We start from the raw sequence: 20,924 nt of genomic DNA on the forward strand, positions 1-20,924 counted from the left end.
CATTTTCACATAACTGAATTGGGAATATGGTTTCCTGGCAGCCTTTTCATATGCTTAGAAAACCGTCTTATTCCATTGGTATACCTTCATATCCACGCACCCATCCACAAACTTTACCCCTTCTGCCTTAAGAAGCTCTGTCTGGCGGTTGCATTTCCCGCTGCCAAAGGCGCAGGACATCCTCCCCTCCTTCGTCACCACCCGATGGCAGGGAAGGTCGCTGTTGCAGGGAACCGCATGAAGGGCATAACCCACCACCCGCGCCCAGCGGCGGTTGCCGGCAAGCGCGGCAATCTGGCCGTAGGACGCCACCTTCCCTTCAGGAATCTGGCGGATTACATCATATATTTTTTCAAATGAGTTCTTTACTTCTTCCACTCTTTAATCCTCTTTAATCTTTCCCCAATCTCCTTTTCCTCCCCCTGTACCGTGGGATGATAATACTCCCTCTGGCTTAAAGACTCTGGCATACACATCATATGAGTCAGCTTTTCCTCTGTATCGTGTGCATATTCATATCCCTTGCCATATTCCAAATCTTTCATCAATTTTGTGGGCGCATTGCGAAGCTTGAGGGGTACCGGCTCAGCCCGCAGCTTCTTCACATCCTCCTTACACATTTCGCACGCCATATACAGCGCGTTAGACTTAGGCGCCATTGCAAGATAGGTGACGGCATGGGTCAGGTGTACGTCACACTCAGGCATTCCAAGGAAATGACATGCCTGATACGCCGCCACAGCCACCGAAAGTGCATGGCTGTCCGCCATTCCCACATCCTCGCTGGCGAAGCGGATCAGCCTTCTGGCAATATACAGCGGATTCTCCCCTCCCTCTAACATCCGGCACATCCAGTAGATTGCCGCATCCGGATCACTGTTGCGCATAGACTTGTGAAGGGCTGAGATAAGGTTATAATGCTCCTCCCCGTTCTTATCATAGAGCAGAGACTTCTTACTGATGCACTGTTCAAGCCCTGCATCCGTCACAAGGATTCCCTCTGGGCTGATTTCTCCGTTGGTTACTGCCATCTCAAGGGTATTAAGGGCGGTCCTGGCATCGCCGTTGGCAAACGCCGCAATCGCCTCCACCTGCCGTTCTGTAATCTGAACCTTCTGTGGGCCGAATCCCTTAGAGCTTTTAAGCGCATGGTAGAGAACCTTCTTTATGTCCTCCTCCCCAAGCGCCTTTAAGACAAACACCCGACATCTGGACAAAAGAGCAGCATTGACCTCGAACGACGGATTCTCCGTCGTGGCGCCAATCAGAACGATACTCCCCTTCTCCACAAAAGGCAGGAAGGCGTCCTGCTGTGCCTTATTAAACCTGTGAATCTCATCTACAAACAGAACGGTGCGAATCCCCATCCTGCGGCTTTTTTCTGCCTGGTTCATCACTTCCTTTATCTCTTTGATTCCACTGGTAACTGCGCTGAAATTAATGAAATCCGCATTGGTGCGGCTCGCAATGATTCCCGCAAGCGTCGTCTTACCAACTCCCGGCGGTCCCCAGAAGATCATAGAGGATATCTGATCCCGTTCAATTAACTGCCGAAGCATCCTTCCCTTTCCAAGCAGATGGGCCTGGCCTGCGAATTCCTCCAATGTGGCCGGCCTTAAGCGGCTTGCCAGCGGCGCCGTCTGCTCTCTGTCGTCAAACAATGTCATCTGTTCCATTTTAAGCCACTAATCCTCCACTTCCACCACAGTCATAATCTCTGTAACACTGCCGCCTGGCAGTTCATTGGTCCCTATGGTCATCCTTGCGGCCAGGCCCGCCTCGCCGTACAATTCCCGAAGCAGCATGGACGCACCGTCTGCCACACCGGTATAGCTTCCGAACTCATCAGTACAGCGGACATAGGCAATCATCTGCACAAACTGCCTTACCTTATCCAAATCACCCAGCTCTGCTTTCAAGACTGACAGGATGTTCAAGGCGCTAAGCCTTGCCCCCTCCTGCCCTTCTTCAACCGTCAAATCTTTTCCCACCACGCCGCTGACCTGAACCACACCGTTTATATGGGCTGTCTGACCTGCAAGGTAGAGAAGATTCCCCACCCGCCTTGCAAGGACGTAAACGCCTGCCGGCTCCGCTATGTCAGGAAGCTTTAGGCCCATTTCCTGTAACTTTTTCTCTACTCTCATATTTCTTCCTCACTTTCATTTCTCTTCTAAAGTTGAACGAATTCCCTTTACCCTGCTCATAAGCATCCGTGGCCTAATTCCTACATCTCTATCACCTTTGTGGCCACATTCTTTTGAAAGGCCGCGTCATGCTCTACAAACAGAAGCGTTGGACAACATTTCAGCAGCAAATCTTCAATCTGAACTCGCGACAGTACATCAATATAATTTAACGGTTCATCCCACACATAGAGATGGGCCTGCTCACACAGACTCTTTGCAAGCAGCACCTTCTTCTTTTGCCCCGCGCTATAAAGACTTACATCCTTTTCAAACTGCTCTCTGTTAAGCTCCAGTTTGCGAAGCACCGCCTTAAACAGACTTTCCTCAAGCCCATACTCCCTGGCCATATCCCTTAGATTCCCCTTAAGATATGAGGTGTCCTGGGAAATATAAGAAATCTTAAGACCCAGGCCAGCATGAACATTTCCTTCAAATGCAAGCTCCTCTCCCAGCAGCAGCTTCAAAATACTGGACTTTCCACATCCGTTTTTCCCGCGAAGACAGACCCTCTCCCCCTGCCGTATCTCAAAGCTGATGTTTGAGCACGCCTTCTTCTCGCCATAATAGACTGACACATCCTTAAATTCCGCCAGTTTATCCGCGTGGTAGGAAAGGGGGAAAAGCTTTAGAACATCCATAGTATCAATATTCTTAAGCAGCTTAGCTTTCTCCTCGATCGCCTGGTGCTGGCGGTTCTCTAATACCTTAGCGCGCTTCATCATCTTCGCAGCCTTGTGCCCGATATGTCCCCTGTCGGGACGAAGCCCCGCCACTCGCTGCCCCTTCTTACTTTTCTCCACCTGATCAGACCATCCAGAGGACTGTTTTGCAGCCTGCTTAAGCCGCTTCACTTCTGACTCCAGCTTTTGATTCTGTGCTGCCTCCAACTGATCCTTCGCCTCTTTGTTGGCATACCATGAGCTGAAATTCCCCTTCTGCACCTCAATATTCATCTTATTAATCGACAGGATATGATCCACACAGGAATCCAGGAAATTCCGATCATGGGAAACCAGTATGAAGCCCTTCTTCTTATTCAAATATTGTGCAATCTGCCTTCGCGCCTCCACATCCAGATGGTTGGTCGGCTCGTCGATTAAAAGGAAACGGGTTTCCCCAAGAAAAAGAGCTGCAAGCAGCACCTTCTCCTGCTCTCCGTAGCTTAATGTGTAAAATGGACGGTATAGGACCTCTGCATCCACACTTAGAAGATTCAACTCCCGAAATATCTGCCATTCTTCAAACTGGGGATTCATTTCCTCCAAAAGCTCAAGAGTCATCCTATCTTTTTCCTTTACCTCATAGGGAAAATAAGCGAATTCTGTACTGGATGAAATCCGGCCTTGGTACTTATATTTTCCTAAAAGAAGATTCAAAAACGTCGTCTTGCCCCGCCCGTTGCGTCCCACAAACCCTAATTTCCAGTCCGTATCAATCCGAAAGGATACATTTTTAAACACTTCCTCAAAACTGCCCTCATATGAAAAGCTTAAATCTACCACATCTATCATTGCCATATATGCGCACCTCCTGTATATCCGTATCCTGCTTTCTCATTCTCAATGTGATTCCTATGGTCTCCCTCAACGGGAAACTTTATAAAAGATACGAAAAAAGCTGCAAGAAAGTCTCCTTACAGCCTCAAGAAATACGCACAATGACCCACTCCGAAAGAGGCATTGCTTCTGTTACTATTTCCAAATGAAGGGATATCCGACTTTCCTGCTATCGGCACAACAAAAAGGCGGAATATCATCCCGCATCTCCTGTTATGCAGTTACACTTGTAATTAGCAAGAAGTCATCTTCATCCTTTCATCTCCAATCTGTTATGTTCTGAAAACAGGATAACACAGGGCAGATCAAATAGCAAGATATTTATTTCATGATTTTTCTCATAGCCCATAAGACGTTACTGTTCACACCCATGGTGTTCACAGTAACGAATCCGGCCTATTTAAAGTTGCCTTACGGCAAGAGGCCGGATTCTGACCCCATTACCGTACTGGCCTGTAGCCGTGCAGCGTAGTGCACGGCTCAGGAGTGAACAGTAACCATAAGACACCGGCAGACTGCACCAGCAAAATAACGGGTATTCCAATCCGGAACTTCAGATGGCGCGTCTTATGCCGGAATACCTTCATTCCGGCACAACTCCCAAGGCTGCCCCCAAGGAGGGCAAGCAAAAACAGTGTTTTCTCCGGTACCCGCCACCGACGCCTCACGGCACAGCGTTTATCATAGCCAAATGCCGCGAAGCCCATCACATTCATCACAATCAGAAAAGCTGCCAAAAGCCATAATATTTCCTCAGGCATCATCCCTCACACCTCAATCTCCTTTTTTATGGTAAAGGAATAGATAATCTTCTCCTTTACCTTTTTTAAGGTCATCTGCTCCAATGCCTTACCATAGTAGTCAAGCTGGGCATGGTATTTCTCCGCCAGCTCATCTGCCTTAAAAATCCTGTCAGTCTTATAGTCCAGCACCACCAGTCCGTCGTCTTCTTCAAAGTACACGTCAATGATTCCCTGTACTAAAATCAGCTCGCCCTCCTGCTCGTCGGAATAGATTTCCCTTGCGTCAACTCCCAGGACAAAGGGCTGCTCCTTCCAAAGCCTTCCCTTCTTCGCCGCCTCCCCCATCCGAAGCCCTGCCGGACTTTTAAGGAAGCCCAGGATATCCTCCGCACGGATACAATCCGCCATATCCTGTTTCATTTTCCCCTCCTTCGTAAAGCGTCCCACAACTTCTAAAAGGCTCTCTGCATCGTACTCCTTTGAAAAGTCCAAAAGCTCCATCAGCCTGTGATACGCTGTACCACGGGAGGCGCCGGTCAATTCTTCATCATCCTGGAGAAACTTTGGAACCAAAGGAACCACATCCGGCTCCTCGTAAGGCAGTTCCCCCATCTCCCCTATTTCCTCCCCTGCGGTTTCCAACAGATAGACTCGCTTCTTTAACTCTGATACTGTAAACTTCAACTTCTGATGGCGGCTCTCTGCATAGGGATAACGATAGGAAAACTGCTCATTAAGCGCCTGATGCATCTCTGGCTCATAGATCACCTCTGTATCCCACCTTTCCAGCATCGTCTTCGTGATACGGCCGGTAATCTCCTCCTTCACTTCTTCCCCCACAATGTCCTTAAAGGTCAATATCTTTTTTACTATGGGCACATCCTTGGGAATTCTCGCTAACGCAGGAAGAAGCCAGTCCCAATAAGTACCCGCCTTACTTAACCGACCAAAGGACAGAGCCTCCTCATCCTTTGCGCTGCCTCTGTCCCAGTCCGCCAGCTTCTTCTCCAAATTGGAGATTGTACCGGTAATAATCAGCTTCTCTTGTGCCCTGGTAAATGCGACGTACAATACTCTGAGTTCTTCCCCCAGACTGTCTAACGCCTCCTCCTTTTGCATCACCTTCTTAACGATACTAGAGCTCTTGGTTCTCTTCTCAATATCAATAGCAGAAAGCCCCACGCCCATTCTAGCATGAAGGACCACGCTGCTTCTGGCATCCTGCATGTTAAACCCTTTTCCCATGCCCGCCACAAACACAATGGGAAACTCAAGTCCCTTGCTCTTATGAATCGTCATAATCCGCACTGTATCAGACTGTTCATCCTCGATACTCGCCTCACCGTAATCTACATCATATTTCTGTAACTGCTCAACGTAGCGTATAAAATGGAACAGCCCCTTGTAGCTGGTTGACTCATAGGCTCTTGCTTTCTCCACCAGCATATTTAGATTCGCCTGACGCTGCTCACCCCCAGGCAGGGCGCAGACATAGTCCCCATATCCCGTTTCCTCCAGAAGTCTCCACAGCAGTTCATGAATCGGCGTATAGGGTACGATTCTGCGAAATACCTCCATCTGCCCCAGACATTCCTCAAGTTTTCTCCTAATTGTCGGGTCATTGCCCAAAACCCGATAGGAGGCGACTGCCTGACAGAAGGGAAGCTCCTTGTACTCACTCCTGACAACCGCAAGTTCCTCCTCCGTCATGCCGCCAAAGGACGAGGCGAGAACCGCCGCCAGGGGAATATCCTGACGCTGGTTGTCAAGGACGCGCAGATAATCCAGCAAAACACCGATTTCCTGGGTGGCAAAATACCCCTCCCTGGTTCCCGCATACGCAGGTATCCCTTCTCGGTTCAGCACCTCTGTAAACACATCTGCAAAGCCCTTCACACTCCTTGTCAGTATCACGATATCCGAGTAACGAACCGGACGCAGCTCCTTCGTCTTCTTATCCACAACCTGATGCTGCTCACAAAGCCTGCGTATCCGTCCGGCGATTGCGCGGGCCTCAAGCTCTCGGTCTGTAACAGGAATAGACGACGTGCCTGACTCCTTAACGTCCTCCTCCCATTCCTTAAGGTTACTGTCGATTACCAGCACTTCTGTTTCAAGATTTTCGCCATCCCCGTAATCTGCTCCCACGTACAGAGCCGCCTGGCTGTCATAGACAATCCCGCCAAGCTTGCTGGTCATAATCTTTCTGAAAATAAAGTTCACGCTGTCTAAGACTTCCCTCCTGCTGCGGAAATTCTTATGTAAGTCGATCCTCTGTTTGATGCAGCTTTCATTTTTTTCATCTTCAGACTCCCTAACCTTATAAGTATGGAATTTCTCCATAAAAAGCTCTGGTCTTGAGAGACGAAAGCGGTAAATACTCTGCTTCACATCCCCCACCATAAAGATATTGTAACGCCCTGACCACACCGACGAGATACTGGTAAGTATGGTCTCCTGTATCAGATTACTGTCCTGATACTCGTCAATCATAATCTCCTGAAACTGCTCTTGATACTCCTGCGCCACCTTTGACGGACGAAACCCCTCCTTTGTCTTCTCCGTGAGAATCCGCAGCGCATATTGCTCCATATCTGAAAAATCAATCATATTCTGGCTGCGTTTCTTTTCCTCAAACTTCACAGCAAACAGAAGCGTTAGCTGGGCAAGCTCCTTCATGGCAGGGCGGCATGTCCGCAGATCCTCAAGCATGTCCTGTGCGCTCTGGTAATAATACTGGCCAGCCAGGTCTTTTACAAGCCCCTTAACCTGGTCCCGTATCGCCTTGACCTGCGCCGTCTTATCCTCGGACACCGTCTTATCCCGATTAACGGCAAGACGCGCCCAGTGGATGTCGGCCATGGCCTCTGTCATTTTCTCAAAAGAATCATAAGACATAAGCCTCTCTATCAACTGCTGGTCACAAAGAAGCGTGGTCTCATAGACAGACGGGCCGTCAGCCTCCTGACAGATAGCAAGCCCTGTTTCCAGAAGACAGTGGGCTTCCCTTAGATATTCCATGGTATGCCCCATTGCCAGACGGATGGATTCGCTTTCCTCCAATTCTTCTATGGTCTCGGCGCCATATGCGTCCATACATCTGTGAATCCATTCCTCTGGATCTGGATAACTGCGGGAGAATTCATAGATTTTCAGAATCAGTTCTTCTATCTTCTTGTCATCTCTGCCGTTTCCATAGGCCACGGAAAAATCAAGAAACCGCTGGCTTTTCTGCTGATACTTCTCCTCCAACAGCTCTCCAAGCACCTCCTGGCGCAGAAGCTTAAGCTCCCCCTCCTCTCCGGTGCGAAAGCCCGGCTCTATATCAATAGCGTGAAAATGATCCTTCACAACAGACAGACAGAAGCTGTGAATCGTGGTAATCCGAGCATTATGTATCAGAGTTGCCTGCTGTTTCAAATGCTCATTGTCCGGACATTCTATCAGCTTCTTCTCGATCGCCCCCCGAATCCTCTCCTTCATCTCTCCGGCAGCAGCTTCGGTAAATGTCACAATTAGCAGACGATCTACATCCACAGGATTGGCGTCAACGGTCAGCATAGAAATAATACGCTCTACCAAAACCGCCGTCTTACCCGAACCTGCCGCCGCTGACACCAGAATATTCCTGTCCCTTAAGTCAATGACCTGCTGCTGTTCCTTCGTCCATGTTACACCCATAATCTATGTCTCCCCATTTCCATCGTCCGCCTTCATGGCTTTAAGAACTTCCTCCTTACTGACCTTCTCAATCTCCCGATATACATACCCAGGAATCCTCCGGTCAAATCCGCAGATATGCCTGTACCGGCAGTAATCGCACCCCGTTTCCTGTCCCTTACGATAAGGGAGGGCCTCGGTTATACCCTCAAGAATCTTCCCATGGGCCTCTTTAACCTTTCGGGCGGCATGAGCCATCATCAGACGAAATTCCTCCTCTGGTACGGCCTTCGAGCCTTTAGCCAGACTGCCGTTCTTGTTATATTTTACAGGAACAGCGTATGATTCTTCGTTCTTCGTATGATCCAGATGCATAAGCACCTCATCCCTTAAGTTAATCACCCCGTCTGGACGCAGCTCCTTTAAAATGGCTTGCTCTATCTCCTCTTTTGCAAGCTTCTCCACCAGCGGGTCTTTAATCCGGTAATAGAATACTCCCGCCGGAACCACTTCACGTTCAGGATGCCCCTCTTTTTCCAGCTTAACAGCCCCGTTCATGTACACCATAAGCTGAAGCTGCAAGCCGTGATACAGGGAAATAATATCAAACGCCTTACTTCCGGTCTTATAATCTACCACCTTCACATAGGTTGTGTCATCCTCCCTGCAGATATCCACCCTGTCAATCTTCCCGTAGGAGAACCTAAGCTCATATGCCGACGGGCGGAAGTCTCCCACTTTTAGCTGATGGGTCAGCGCCCACACCGTACACCCAAGCATCCGCTTCATGCGCTCAATCATATACTCGTCGCGGGCGGAGCGGTAGAGTACAGAATTACCGTAGCTGGCGACTGCTTCCTCCACACTCTCCTCTACATATTGTTTCCGAATTTCCTCTGGAAGCTCAACCCAGTCATAGCCCTTCTCCTCCACCTTCTTAGAATACCTCTCAAGGGCGCCATGGCAGACATTTCCCAAATCCACAGCCTGAAACTCGTATAGCTGCCTCTCCCGTAATCCTAACCCGTAAGTCAGGAAATGTGCGAAGGCGCAGGCGGAAAACTGCTCCACACGAGTAATGCTGTCCTCAAAATTCTCCCCATAAAGCCTTATGGCAGCACGCTGGGTCAATCCGTCCATGGGACGTCGGTAGTACCCCGCTGCCAACAGGCTCTTAACCTTCTTCTGCCATCTTTCATCCTTTTTGTACCAGGTATAAAGCTCCTTCCAGACATCATCCATGCCCTTATCTCCGTTTCGGAAGCCGCGAATCAGCCAGTCAAGCCCCAATTCCTCCGTCAACTCCCTTTCAGGCAGCTTCTTTTTCTCCTCATCCTGCACCCTAAGCTTTGGATACAGCCTGCGAAGCTCCTGAATCAAATAAGCCGGTCGAATGGTTTTACCAGCCGAAGATACCTTGCTGTAATAGATGAAAAGTCGCTCAGACGGCTTAGTCAGGTTCATATAGAGATAGAATTTCTGGACATATGCCTTCTCCTTTCCCCCCGGCGCAAGCGCCAGCTTCTCCTTCTGGAAATATTCCCTGTCACGCTCAGACAAAAGCCCTGTGCGAAGGAGGGCTCCTGGCAGATGCACGTCGTTGGCCCCCAGAAAAAACAAGGCGCGGATATCTTTAAGCCTGGTTCTCTCCACGTCTCCGGCCACCACCTGATCTGTACTGGGCGGAATCACACCTACTCTGGCCTCCTCAAGCCCCGCGTCCAAAAGCTGACAGTATTCCTCCAGAGTAACCGGCTCATCTCCCAGAAGCTCTACAAACTTATCAAACAACTCCACCACGATTCGGTACACCTGGGCATACTCCCTGGCAAGGGCAAGCTGGCCCGCAGCCTGAAACTCCTCCTCCTGTCTTTTCAGCCGAACCTGAAGGTTCTCCTTTACCATAAATTCATACACCCCAAGGGTGATATCCTTTACCGTTTTTTTTCGCTGCTTTAACACAAACATCAGGGAATCCACCTTCTCCACCAGTGCGACCCGACAATGATTCAGACGATGAAGCTCATCCTCCCCCATATATTTCAGACGGCGAAGCCATTTCTCCTGCCACCTTTTATAGCCTCTGATTCCAAGTCCCAAGACATAGTTCTCAAGTTCGTCCACTTCCTCAGACGAAAATCCTGCAAGACCTGTCCTAAGGAAACGAAAGACGCTCTCGTCGCTGAAATTCTTCTGTGCCATATTCAGAAGACTTCTTATGTATTCCACGAAAGAATTCAGCAAAATATTGCGCTTATGGTCCATGAATACCGGAATGTTATACAAATCGAAGGCTCGTTTCAGATAATCCCCGTAGGCTTCCATGCTGCTTACGATTACACCGATTTCCCGAAAACGAAGTCCCTCCTCCCGAACCAGACGACGAATGGCTCCGGCGGCAGCCAGCGATTCCTCCCAGGGGGTTCGTGCGGCATGAATACGGATAGCGTCCTGCTCTTGGCCAAATATCCCTGTCCTGTAACGGAACAGATTCCTTTCCAGAAATTCCATGGGTTCATTCCCCCGAAAACGGTATACGGGTCTTTCGTATCTGTAGACAGGGTCTTCCACCTCAATCCGGCTCTCTTTGGCAAGACGCATAAGCGTACACACCATATGCTTGCTAAGAGCAAACAACTGATAAGGATGGCTGTACACAAAGGGGTCCTCCCTCTCATCCATGATCACCGTCACAGCCACCTTACGGCAATGGCGCATAAGCTCCAGAAGCAGCCGATTCTGTACAGGCGTAAAGCCGGTAAACCCGTCCAGCACGACGACGCTGTTCTTAAGCATCTTTGACTGGCAGATTATCCGGCTTAAACTATCAAGTAATTCTTCTTTTGTGATATATTTCCTCCTCAGATATTCGGTAAACCCTTTATATAACACCTGTATATCTTTAAGCTTATAATAGAGCCTTGATTGGCTGCCCACAGATTCCATGACTTTAAGGAGCTCATCCTCTCCGATGTCATACTGGGTAAATTCTGAAATCACAGACTTGACCTCAGTAATATATCCAAGTTTCTTCATATTGCCCTTAAGCACCCAAAGCTCTTTTTCATAATCTCCTGCAATCTTCCGAAGAATCAGGTTCTTTCCCACATCATCCAGCACAGGAAGCATGTCACCGCCAATCTCCTCGAATACACGGTAGGCAAGCCTCCCAAAGCTTAAGACGTCGATATTCATGATTCCCCGTCTTGGATGGGCCGTAACCAAATCCTTCTGCGTCTGCATGGTAAACTGCTCAGGCACCAGCACTACATAATTCTGCTGTGGATGGGAAATGGATTCCTCCACGATATACTGGTACAAGCCGTGTGATTTTCCTGAGCCCGACGGCCCAAATATAAACTGAAGCGACATCTTTTCTCCTTGTATAATGTATTTAGGTTGTTCGAGGGATACCTATAAACCCTTAGACCTACTTCTTTACATCTCCAGTCTGATAGGAGATAATTGTTTTATTAGATTGAGAGGATGATCGTTTTCTCCTTGAGCGATTCTGCTCGTACTTGAAAGACTGATCCCTCTCTCTAATAAGCTTTCCGCGTATGAGTTGGATGTTGGTTGCCTTATGGCTTCTCTCCGTATTTAGCACAAGGTAGTGGCGCTTATTAGATGAGTGGTCTCCCAATCTGAAATCTTTTTTCGAGGTGTTCTTATGTTTTTGTGGGCATTGATATTGGTAAAAATAATCATGTTGCTTCCATGATGGATGATACTGGCAAAGTAGTATTCAAAGCTTTTTCCTTTCCCAATACTTCGGATGGCGGAAATGCGTTGTTTTCCAAACTCGCTTCTTATTCTTTAAACCCCTCTGATTTTGAGATCGGTATGGAAGCTACTGGCCACTACTGGCTTTCCGTTTACTCTTTCCTCTTTGAGAAAAGTTTCCTTCTCCATGTTATCAACCCTATCCAAACCGATGGATGGCGCAGGGGAACAGAAATCCGCAAACGCAAAAATGACATCATTGATTCCCTCCTGATCGCTGACCTGATCCGGTATGGGCAGTTCGTGGAAACCAGGCTTGCAGACGAAGCTCTGTTTTCTCTGCGTACCCTGACTCGCTTCCGCACTTATCTTGTGGAATCCATCAGTGATTTAAAACGGAAAGTTGTCTGTGTTCTGGATCAGGTATTCCCCGAATACCAGTCCATCTTTTCCGACATTTTCGGCAAGACCTCAAAAGAAATCCTTCTCCAGTTTTCTTCACCGATTGATTTTGAATCGGTTTCATCTGAAACCTTGGCGGAACTTCTTGCACAACTTAGCAGACAGAAAGTCGGCGCTGCGAAAGCGGAACAGTTAAAAGCTGCTGCATCCTCTTCTTTCGGCGTTACCTTTGCCAAAAACAGCTTCACGTTCCAGCTCAAATCACTGATCGAGCAGATTTCTTTTATTGAAAAACAGGTAACAGAAACGGAAGCGGAAATTTCCAGTATCATGGAAAAACTGGAATCCCCCATTACTACCATTACTGGAATTGGCACTGTCACAGGAGCGACCATTCTTAGCGAGATAGGCGATATCTCCAAATTTGACAGCCCCAGAAAGCTGGTGGCTTTTGCCGGTCTCGATGCCACTGTTACACAATCCGGTGAATTTGAAGCAGCCCACAATGTAATGAGCAAACGCGGATCACCTTATTTGCGGAAAGCCATTTTTCAGTCCGCTCTAATCGCTTCTTTTAGAGACCCCGTATTAAGTGTCTATTACCAGAAAAAGAGGGCAGAAGGCAAACATCATTTGACATGTGTTGGAGCTGTTGCTAGAAAAATGTGCAACATCATTTATGCCGTCCTAAAAAACAATCGGCCTTACGTTCCAAAAGTGTAAATCCTTTTAACCCATGCCGGCTTGCCTGACAGCAGGCCTTATTGTCATACTCTTTTTTACAAAATTTCTTTTGAATTTTTTCAATTATCTACTTGACTTTTAATAGTTGGTCTTTCTACTGAAGGATAACACATTGATTAGAACGTGAAATAAAGGATGCCTCGAAGTCTTCCTTGTCATATTCCACCAACCCCTTAAGCGGGTCTGCAATCTTGACCGTCTTCTCGGTATACCCTACCAATACCGCTGCATGGTCGTTAGTACTCCACTCCACAAAGGCTCCTTCTTCTGTATTCCACCCTGTTGTCGGCCTGCGCTTCTCCATGCCGATGGTCACCCATACGATCACGGGAATTCCCTGACACACTAGCTGATATAATTTCTCTGGCGTAGCCCCGTTCTGGTCGATGGCACGTCTGGAGCTCTCCTGCTCTCCCAGATAGGTGTTGGCGGCAGTTATAATCGCCCCTGTACCGCAGACATGACCGTCTCCTGCCGGATCCCCGATAAAATAATGATTCAAATCCGTTCCCAAAAGTCTCCCGTCCGCTCCATAGCGAAGGTTCTCAGGCGCTTTGGGCAGATACTTGTCCGACATCTCGGTCTTGTCAATATCGAAACCATAATAATTCAAAATCATGGTCAGCGCTGTAATCTCGCAGCCTTTGGGCAATTCAGGATTCTGAAGCACCTCCGGAAAAGATGGAAGAGAATAATCTGTCCTCCGTGGAAATGCGGTAATCGCTGTAATGATCTTTCCCTCCATTGTCACTATCCTGAGCGCACTCTCCATCACATCCGGCGCCAGGTCTTCTGATAGTTTAAGTCGTGAAAGCTCTGACTCTTTGTCACTGTCCTTCGATGACTGTTCCGCGGCATATACCGTCTTAGTCCCTGCAGGGTTTAAAAGAACCGCGGCGCAAGCGGCTGCCAGGCAGATAACAGCCGCTCTCTTGGTCTTTTGTCTGTTCTTCAAGCTAATCCTCATACTCCTTTTCCTTAAAATATTACGATTGTTCTTGCAATACTTCTCTCTATATTTTAAATCATTTTGAGGATATTCACAACAGAAATTTTTTACATCAGCATATTAATGAGGAAACTATCTCCCCCTTTTTGTTCTTCTTCGCTTACATTTGCAACCTCGCTTAAACGCTCCATTGCCTTCTGCAGCATGGCCTTGACCTTTGCGACCTCATTCTCGTCGCACATATCATTGGCCACTCCGTTTTCACAGTCCGACAAATCTTTTTTCAGCAGGCCAATCACCATCTGAACCTGGGACGCGTTTTTTGCCGAAGCCAACTGCCGCGCGCGTTTCCCCTGATTAAAGGCTACTCTTCCAGAACGTTTTTCAGAATCCTCTTCCTGATCATTCTCCTCTTTGACACCGTCAATGTTCTCCTGGCCTATGAGCAGTTGGTCTTCTCTGGGCTGCTGTTTTTCATTTACCTGCAAAGCGCTGCCGTTCAGCACTTCTTTGATATCTTCTGTCATGAGAGACGTTATCTTCTCATCTGCAAAAATCTCATCCAGAATGTCCTTTGGGACCTCCTGTCCTGCACTCCAACCAGGAAGCTTCTCTTTGATGGCACCTGACACCTCACGGGACAGCTTTTGCTCAAACTTGCTCAGAGTCCATGCCGCAGCCACACGGTCATCCCGCGCAAGGGTCTTGTAATACTCGTTGCGTTTACCGTGGTAGGCCTCCTCCTCTGCCTGGTTATCTCCCGACATCCCGTTATACTTATAGTATGCCATTTTCACATTTTCAAACACAAGCTCTTTCATCTCGTCCGATACGTCAATGATTCTTTTCTGATTGGGATCTCCTGTAATTAGCATTCCCTCCACACCGTAAGAATTCTTAAAATGTCCAGAACGCAGATCCTCAATTGTATTCACATATCCTCCTCGCATCCTCCATCTCTCCTTTCATCTTTTAACATCACGGCAAGAATAAACGTCCTGCCTTCTACCTTCCAGTCCACAGTCCCCTGATATTTCTTTGCCGCATTTCTAATATTCACAAGTCCAATACCATGCAGCTCTCTGTCAGCCTTTTCGGTTGCCGGAAAATCCGCCTGAGGTTTTCGGATGATATTCCCGTCGAAGCTGTTCTCCATACGCAAAAAAAGCAGTTTTCCCCTTTGAAAAGAAGCAATCCGAATAAAGGTCTCCGCTCCCTTCTCCTTTTTCTTAAGCTTCACACAAGCCTCCAGGGCATTATCCAGGGCATTTCCCAGAATAATCCCCATATCATAGCCCTTAACCTCCATCCTGTCTGGAAAAAGAAGCTGCTCTGTATGGAAGGAAAGCTCTGGTACTGCTCCCATGATTTCATGGTATTTCATGGTCAGAAGTGCATCCACCACAGCATTTCCTGTCCGAAATCGCACCTCCAAATCATCCAACCGCTTCTGTATCTCCCATAAATAGCCCTGTAATTCCTCCTGCCTCCCGTTTTTAGCGGCAAGGCTCATAACAATTCCAAGAGTATTTTTCATATCGTGTCTCATACTGCGAATACCAGAGTAGATTCTCTCCATCTCTCCCATATTCTCCTGCATACTAATGACCTGCCTCTGCAAAATGCTTCTGCTGTTCTTCTCCCTGTTCAGGCGAATGATATCCTGAAAGGCCTTCACCCCATACAGCAGCGACAATAAGGATACTAGAAGAATCGCAGGCAGCACCACAATCAGCATAGGATACCTGTGATACAAAAATTCCTGGCGGTCATCCTCCACAGAAATGATGATAATCCGAAGCAGCGTACACAATAAAAGCCCTGCCAGAGCCGGAGTCAGAATAAACATAAGCTCAGTCCTTCGGATTGCGTAGTCCTTCTCCCTGTAATCCTTAACGATTCTTCCAAGGGAGACACGAAGCAGCAGAACGATAGCCGTCACCTGTAAGAAATGCATTCCTGCCGTACATATTTCCGATGTAAGCTGAAGGGCTTTGACAGAGGTAATCAGCCCCTCTCTGACGCACCAGCTCCACAGACTCATTACCCCGTCCATGGGGTAGTCCATAAGTACCACCACTACATAAACACTAATCTCGATGACTGCCTGAAACGACGTCACAAGGAACAGGGTCAGAGCATGGGACCCTCGGTAAAAGCAGAACGCCAGAACTGCCAGGATACACAACGCCACGATTTGTTTTCCCATGGCTGCCAAGCCACCAAACTGGACAGACCAAAGATAGCTCATACACATCCTGGATATTGCGTATAAAACCATGACCCATACACCGCCATACCTGTTTTTCATCCGGTATTCCAGAAAGCTTCCCCAAAAATACTGTAGGCAATGCCCTTGTGCAAGAAACAGCAATATTTCGATCAGAAGAAAATATTTCTCCAGCCCTTCAGACAACAGACACTCCCCCATTCTGCAGATACCACATATAGGCTTTCACAAACTCCCCGTGTTTCTTCTTCGACAGATAAACCTTCCCGCCGCCCAAAAGACTAATGCTGTCCAATCCGTACTCCACAATGTACGCCATATTCACTAGATACCCTCTGTGGCACCGGTAGAAGCTTTCTCCCAACTGTTCCTCCAGCTCGTTCATAGCGGCATAAATTTCTATGACCTCATCCATGGTGTGAAGCTCCACCTTCTTCGCCCGACTTTCGATATAAAGAATCCTGCTCTGGTCTATCGTAAGATGGCGTTTCTTCGTCCGAATAAACAGACACTCCCGATTTGCTGCCTTTTTCTTCTTTACTTCATGAGCCGCGCGGCTCAATACCTCTGAAAGTTTTCTTTCTTCTATAGGCTTTAAGAGATAATGGAAGGCTGACACGTCGAAAGCTTCAAATACATACTCCTTAAGACCTGTAAGAAAAATCAGGATTGTCTCGATCTGCCTTCTGCGAAGCTCTCTCGCCGTCTCAATCCCACCTCTGCCCTCCATCCGGATATCCAGGAAAATAATATCGAATTTCTCAGCAGCTGCAAGGAGTTGTTCTCCATTGGCAAAGGTATACGCCCTATACTCTGGATTCTGGCTTTGTATGAAATTCACCATCTGCTTTCTGATGACAGGCTCGTCGTCCACGACTGCTATATTCATATCCTCACCTCTTTTGGATTGCTCATATTTTATATCGGCAAAAAATATAAATTTAATGGAAAAAAGGAATGAAAGGCTTTATTTGGGGGAATGAAAAGATAAAATTTAAGATGTTTGCGACTTTTTGCATCTTCTGATTTTTCCGCAAAAAGATAACGCCGAAAAGGGTGGATTCATAAAAAATCCACTCATAATCGCGTAACAGAAAACTATAAGCATTTTTTCATATAATATCGTTCATGCCCTGGGGGACAGTTTTTCAGCACACCAAACACTTCGTAGCCCTGACTTTCGTACAATCCCCGCGCTTGAAAATCAAAGGTGTCCAGATGTATAAGACAGGCTCCCTTCTTACGGGCAGATGCCTCCACCTGCGAAAGCAGCGTCTTCCCAAGTCCGATTCCCCTGTATTTTTCTGAAACCCAAAGTGCATCCACGTCCACACAGCCCCAACAATACATTCTGGCTATGATACCGCCCATAATCTCCCCAGACTTTGAAACTGCTTTCCTGCTCAAATCAACGAACAATTCTTCCTGTGTTGCCGGAACACAGGTCAGATTATAGGCAACCAGACCATCTATGATATTTTTCTTATCTTCTTCGCTGCACGAATAAATCTGATACATCATCTGCCTCCTTTTTCTGCCCCATGTTCCCGATTATACAACCATAAAACCTATGCTTCCCCGTCCACATTCCTTAACTTCTCAGCAAATTCATTGCTTAGAGTAATCTTCGCAACATAGAAGACATCGCCTGTCATATATACCGTCCAGTCATCCTCAATCTCCACCTGCAGCTCGCCGCCTGGCATATGAACGATTACCTTGTTGTTGGTCATGCCAAGTTTATACGCAACTCCCGCCGCTGCACAGGCGCCGGTTCCTGACGCCAGAGTATAGCCTGCGCCCCTCTCATAGATCTCGATAGCCACATTCTCTTTGTCAATCACCTTCATAATCTGCGTATTCACACGATTGGGGAAATATCTTGCCATCTCCGCATAATCTCCAATCTTGCACACCAAGGGTTTGGAAATCTCCCGCATAGGAATGATACAGTGGGGATTGCCGATAGATACGCAGGTAACCGGATACAGCGTTCTTCCAAATACCATATCCTCGTTAATCACTTCCCGACTCTCGCCCGTCACAGGAATATCGTCACTCTTAAAGGATAGTCGTCCCATGGATACCCTAAGACGGCTTCCATCCTCGTTCAGAAACGTCACCTCCACAGGGCCATTGTCTGTATATAATTTAAAATTCTTCTTCTGGACATAACTTGCGTTCTTCAGATATTTTGCAAAAATACGTACGCCGGTTCCACTGGTCTCTGACTCGCTTCCATCCGGATTCCAGACCTTCACATGCATCCCGTCCGCCTCAAGGATTGGTCCCTCCAGCACTCCGTCCGAGCCAAGCCCCGCGTTGCGGTCACAGATCATCTTCACATTCTCCCTGGACAGCTTTAATTCGTTTTTATTCGGATCAAATACTACATAATCATTGCCAAGTCCGTGATACCGCTCTAATACAACCTTCATATACATACCTCCATACATCTTTTACACTTGCTCTTTTGGGATACCTTTATCATAACAGGCATTATTTCCCATTTCAACACAATTCATGCCAATTATATTGCAAATACTGCCGTCTTACTATATGATATGATAAAAGTATAGGTATATTCAAATTCCGTCAGTGAGATAACATAATATATAGAATGGAGCGCATCAATGGAGCAATATGAAAAAAAGGGGTATCTGAACAGTGAATTCCGTCTGTTTCACCTGACAGACCAGGAAACTAAAGAGGTAGAATACCACTACCATGACTTTGACAAGATTACCATCTTCCTCAAGGGGAAGGTCAACTATATAATAGAGGGAAAATCTTACGAATTGAAGCCTTATGATCTTGTGCTTGTAAGACACAATGATATTCACAGGCTGGTAGCAGACAACTCTGTCCCCTATGACAGAATTATTGTCTATATCTCCGTTAATTTTATGAACGCCTACAAGACCGATTCCTATGACCTTAGCTACTGCTTCCAGAAGGCCTACACAGAACATTCCAATGTACTTCGGATTCCCTCGTTAGAAAAAAGTTCTCTGTTTGGCTCGATTCTGCGGCTTGAAAAATCTTTTCTGGACGACGGATACGCGGCGGAGTTGTTCCGACAGGTATTGTTCCTGGAATTCATGATTCATCTGAACCGAGCCGCCATGAAGAACCGTCTGGAATTCATTGATACGGATAACTGCAACTCTAAAATTCTGGATATCCTCCAGTATATCAATGAAAATCTGGATGGGGAGCTGGGCATTGAGATTCTTGCCGACCATTTCTATATCAGCAAATACTATATGATGAGACTGTTCAAGCAGGAAACCGGTTACACCCTGGGCCAGTATACGTCCCAGAAACGTCTCCTGCTTGCAAAAGAACTGCTCTTATCCGGTGTGCCAGGCACACAGGCTTGTTTTGACTGCGGTTTTAAAGATTACTCTACCTTCTCCCGTGCCTACAAAAAATTCTTTGGAGAATCCCTGCGGGATACCCAGGCGAATCACTCATTATGACGAAATCTTAAGGTTCTCGTATATCTCAGCCGGAATATAGGCCCGCACAAAAATCCCGTCCTCCTGATAATCTTCCTCCAACATCTCGCCATACCTGCGGATTAACTGGAGTTTTCCAGCGTCTTGATAGGGATACAAAAACTCAATCAAAATCTTCCTCTCTCTTTGTACAGCCTCGATTGTCTTTAAAAGCTCTGGAATTCCTTCCCCCGTCTTAGCAGACATCCTGACCGTGTAGTCCGCACGAAAATCCCGAATACTCTCTTGGTCCCCTTCCACCTTATCCTGCTTGTTAAATATGGTAATCACAGGCTTATCTGTGACTCCCAGACTCTTAAGAGTCTCATATACAGTATACATCTGCTCATCCATGTGAGGATTCGACACATCTGCCACATGGAGAAGCAAGTCTGCATATCGAGCCTCCTCCAACGTACTTTTGAATGCCTCAATCAGATGATGGGGCAGCTTTCGGATAAATCCTACTGTATCCGTCAGAAGAATCTCCTGACCGCTGGGAAGCCTCCTCCCTCTGGTCGTAGGGTCCAGTGTGGCAAAAAGCTTATCCTCCGCCAAGATATCTGCACCGGTCAAAGCTTTTAACAATGTGGACTTTCCCGCATTCGTATAGCCAACAATCGCCGCCACAGGTATGTGATTTCTGCACCTCTGCTCACGTGTGACCTGACGGTGACGACGAACATCCTTAAGCTCACGGTTCAACTGGGCAATCCTACTCTTAATCAACCGTCTATCCATCTCTAATTTCTTCTCCCCAGGGCCTCTGGTTCCAATTCCGCCTCCAAGCCTGGACATTGCCGTACCAAATCCTGTAAGACGGGTCTGACGGTATTTCAACTGGGCAAGCTCCACCTGCAGCTTACCCTCACTGGTAGATGCCCTGGCAGCAAATATATCCAGAATTACCAAAGTACGGTCCATCACCTTCGTATCCAGTTCATCCTGCAGGTTCTTCATCTGCACAGGCGACAGCTCGTCATCACAAATGATGCCGGTTGCGTCCAACTCCCACAATAAATCCTTAAGTTCTTCTATCTTACCTTTCCCGATATAAGTTGCGGGGTGTATCTGCTCACGGTTCTGTACCAGCCGCCCCACAGTCTCGGCTTTAGCAGTTTCTGCCAACTCCTTTAATTCCTCAAGAGAATTCATCGTGTCGTCCTGGTCTGAGATGCATACCCCAACCAGAATGACCCTCTCTGTTTCCTTTGCTAACTCAATCATA

General features: G+C 47.4%; 16 protein-coding genes. 2 read left to right on the plus strand and 14 right to left on the minus strand.

The annotated features are described in order from the left end of the window. Positions 1-54 precede the first annotated feature (54 nt). The 7 genes from GN277_RS22600 to GN277_RS22630 all read right to left on the minus strand — a co-directional run bounded on the left by GN277_RS22600 (position 55) and on the right by GN277_RS22630 (position 11,520). Positions 55-378, minus strand: a complete 324-nt coding sequence (locus GN277_RS22600) for an MGMT family protein (protein ID WP_159754064.1) — start codon at positions 376-378, stop codon at positions 55-57. Further along, entirely contained in the window at positions 366-1,676 is a 1,311-nt protein-coding gene (locus GN277_RS22605; protein ID WP_159754067.1) for a replication-associated recombination protein A, read from the minus strand. The genes GN277_RS22600 and GN277_RS22605 overlap by 13 nt, the downstream gene beginning before the upstream one ends. Before the next feature lie 9 nt (positions 1,677-1,685). Then, entirely contained in the window at positions 1,686-2,147 is a 462-nt protein-coding gene (locus GN277_RS22610; protein WP_159754070.1) for a RidA family protein, read from the minus strand. Between the two features lie 80 nt (positions 2,148-2,227). Beyond that, the gene (gene abc-f, locus GN277_RS22615) at positions 2,228-3,706 is read right to left on the minus strand and encodes a ribosomal protection-like ABC-F family protein (protein WP_159754073.1); all 1,479 of its coding nucleotides are present in this window, start codon (positions 3,704-3,706) and stop codon (positions 2,228-2,230) included. A 479-nt stretch (positions 3,707-4,185) separates the two neighbouring features. Next, entirely contained in the window at positions 4,186-4,509 is a 324-nt protein-coding gene (locus GN277_RS22620; RefSeq protein WP_204162778.1) for a DUF1294 domain-containing protein, read from the minus strand. A 3-nt stretch (positions 4,510-4,512) separates the two neighbouring features. Continuing rightward, positions 4,513-8,169: a helicase-exonuclease AddAB subunit AddA gene (gene addA, locus GN277_RS22625; RefSeq protein ID WP_159754076.1), complete on the minus strand. Its 3,657-nt coding sequence runs from the start codon at positions 8,167-8,169 to the stop codon at positions 4,513-4,515. A 3-nt stretch (positions 8,170-8,172) separates the two neighbouring features. Then, positions 8,173-11,520: a PD-(D/E)XK nuclease family protein gene (locus tag GN277_RS22630; protein WP_159754079.1), complete on the minus strand. Its 3,348-nt coding sequence runs from the start codon at positions 11,518-11,520 to the stop codon at positions 8,173-8,175. A gap of 306 nt (positions 11,521-11,826) precedes the next feature. Between GN277_RS22630 and GN277_RS22635 the strand changes: the two genes are divergently transcribed. Continuing rightward, a complete protein-coding gene (locus GN277_RS22635) occupies positions 11,827-12,996 on the plus strand; it encodes an IS110 family RNA-guided transposase (protein ID WP_280178624.1) in 1,170 nt (389 codons plus the stop codon). 115 nt (positions 12,997-13,111) lie between these two features. On the opposite strand, the gene GN277_RS22640 is transcribed toward GN277_RS22635, so the two are convergent. The 6 genes from GN277_RS22640 to dapF form a co-directional block, all read right to left on the minus strand. After that, positions 13,112-13,972 (minus strand): C39 family peptidase, encoded by an 861-nt coding sequence (locus tag GN277_RS22640; RefSeq protein WP_159754082.1) that lies wholly within the window; start codon positions 13,970-13,972, stop codon positions 13,112-13,114. Between the two features lie 101 nt (positions 13,973-14,073). After that, positions 14,074-14,901: a DUF3879 family protein gene (locus GN277_RS22645; RefSeq protein ID WP_244324849.1), complete on the minus strand. Its 828-nt coding sequence runs from the start codon at positions 14,899-14,901 to the stop codon at positions 14,074-14,076. Further along, the gene (locus GN277_RS22650) at positions 14,898-16,382 is read right to left on the minus strand and encodes a sensor histidine kinase (protein ID WP_244324850.1); all 1,485 of its coding nucleotides are present in this window, start codon (positions 16,380-16,382) and stop codon (positions 14,898-14,900) included. The genes GN277_RS22645 and GN277_RS22650 overlap by 4 nt, the downstream gene beginning before the upstream one ends. Continuing rightward, positions 16,375-17,085: a LytR/AlgR family response regulator transcription factor gene (locus GN277_RS22655; protein ID WP_159754091.1), complete on the minus strand. Its 711-nt coding sequence runs from the start codon at positions 17,083-17,085 to the stop codon at positions 16,375-16,377. The genes GN277_RS22650 and GN277_RS22655 overlap by 8 nt, the downstream gene beginning before the upstream one ends. Before the next feature lie 209 nt (positions 17,086-17,294). Beyond that, on the minus strand, positions 17,295-17,717 hold the full coding sequence (locus GN277_RS22660; RefSeq protein WP_204162779.1) for a GNAT family N-acetyltransferase: 423 nt from the start codon (positions 17,715-17,717) through the stop codon (positions 17,295-17,297). Between the two features lie 47 nt (positions 17,718-17,764). Then, complete coding sequence (gene dapF, locus GN277_RS22665; RefSeq protein ID WP_159754094.1) at positions 17,765-18,634, minus strand: diaminopimelate epimerase; 870 nt, start codon at positions 18,632-18,634, stop codon at positions 17,765-17,767. 195 nt (positions 18,635-18,829) lie between these two features. On the opposite strand from dapF, the gene GN277_RS22670 reads away from it, so the two are divergent. Next, positions 18,830-19,678 carry an AraC family transcriptional regulator gene (locus tag GN277_RS22670; RefSeq protein WP_159754097.1) on the plus strand — a complete coding sequence of 283 codons (849 nt, stop codon included), beginning with the start codon at positions 18,830-18,832 and terminating at the stop codon, positions 19,676-19,678. Here the strand turns inward: GN277_RS22670 and hflX are convergent. Next, on the minus strand, positions 19,673-20,923 hold the full coding sequence (gene hflX / locus GN277_RS22675) for a GTPase HflX (RefSeq protein ID WP_159754100.1): 1,251 nt from the start codon (positions 20,921-20,923) through the stop codon (positions 19,673-19,675). The two genes, GN277_RS22670 and hflX, sit on opposite strands and share 6 nt — an antisense overlap. Position 20,924 lies beyond the last annotated feature (1 nt).

It is taken from the genome of Sporofaciens musculi (genome assembly GCF_009830285.1).
GTDB lineage: Bacteria > Bacillota > Clostridia > Lachnospirales > Lachnospiraceae > Sporofaciens > Sporofaciens musculi.